Annotated in this window: 1 protein-coding gene; it reads right to left on the bottom strand. The window is 43.1% G+C overall.

The window, feature by feature from the left end; genetic code table 11:
* On the bottom strand, positions 1 to 927 hold a 927-nt coding region (locus IEW94_RS16775), incomplete at its 3' end, for an IS110 family RNA-guided transposase (RefSeq protein ID WP_188655243.1).
* Between the last annotated feature and the right edge of the window lie 74 nt (positions 928 to 1,001).

Raw genomic sequence — 1,001 nt, 5'->3', positions numbered from 1 at the left:
CTGCATCACAGGATCGGTGCGTATGGCCTGCCATGAAGCTTCTATGAAATACGAACGGATCAATCGGTGTGCCCGTGGTGTGATTCCCATGGTCTTGCTGTTAGCGCCACTCTGATAAACCCCTGGAGCCAAACCTACATAACCCGCTATATGTTTCACGTTGTTAAAACGACGTAAATCACCAAGTTCACTGATAATACCGCAAGCTACAATGCCACCTATACCGGGTATAGTCCTAAGCAAATAATAGTCTTTATTAAAGTGTTTGCGGCAATAAGCCCTGAGCTGACTACTTACCAACCGTAAATCTTCATCTATAAACCGAAAATGGCGCATTCTACTATCTAAACTCGCTTTAGCTATAGGATACTGAAAGATCACCTGATCTAACCACCCCCGAAAACCATGGCTCCAATGGTCGTTATCGTACTGCTCTGGTACTTTTATGCCAAAGTACAGTAACTGCATCTTGATGTAACTCTTTATACGCCTGAAGTCCTTAACTAAATCATTGCGTCTGCGAAACAAACTCCTTAACGCTTCCCGATGCATGTCGGGCACATGGATACCACTTAATCGGCCGTCTTTAAGCTCTCTGCTGATGAGTTGCGCATCAATGCGATCGGTCTTGGTAAAACGCTCCTTTCCTTTACGGTGGATATCGGCAGGGTTAACTACTAAGGAATGCCACCCATAACTTTCGAAACACCGATGCGCATAATAGCCACAGCAACCTGCCTCATAGGCTACACTGACTTCGTGATCGGGAAAATGTTTGTCGGCATAAGCTTTTAATTGCGCTGGTTCCGGAGGCATACTAAAAGATTTACCCGAAAATAGATCGGTTGAGCAATTAACTTTCCAGCTTCGCTTGTGTATGTCAATCCCTATGTATAATTTAGGAACGGCAGTAATTTGAGTGTTCATATCTTTTATTGTTTTAGAGAACTTTAAAGATACTCGACTTACTGCTTTTACATGGATGCTAAAAATAATGCTTA

This window comes from Yeosuana aromativorans (genome assembly GCF_014646655.1).
GTDB lineage: Bacteria > Bacteroidota > Bacteroidia > Flavobacteriales > Flavobacteriaceae > Yeosuana > Yeosuana aromativorans.
This window is presented reverse-complemented; position numbering and strand designations above follow the sequence as displayed.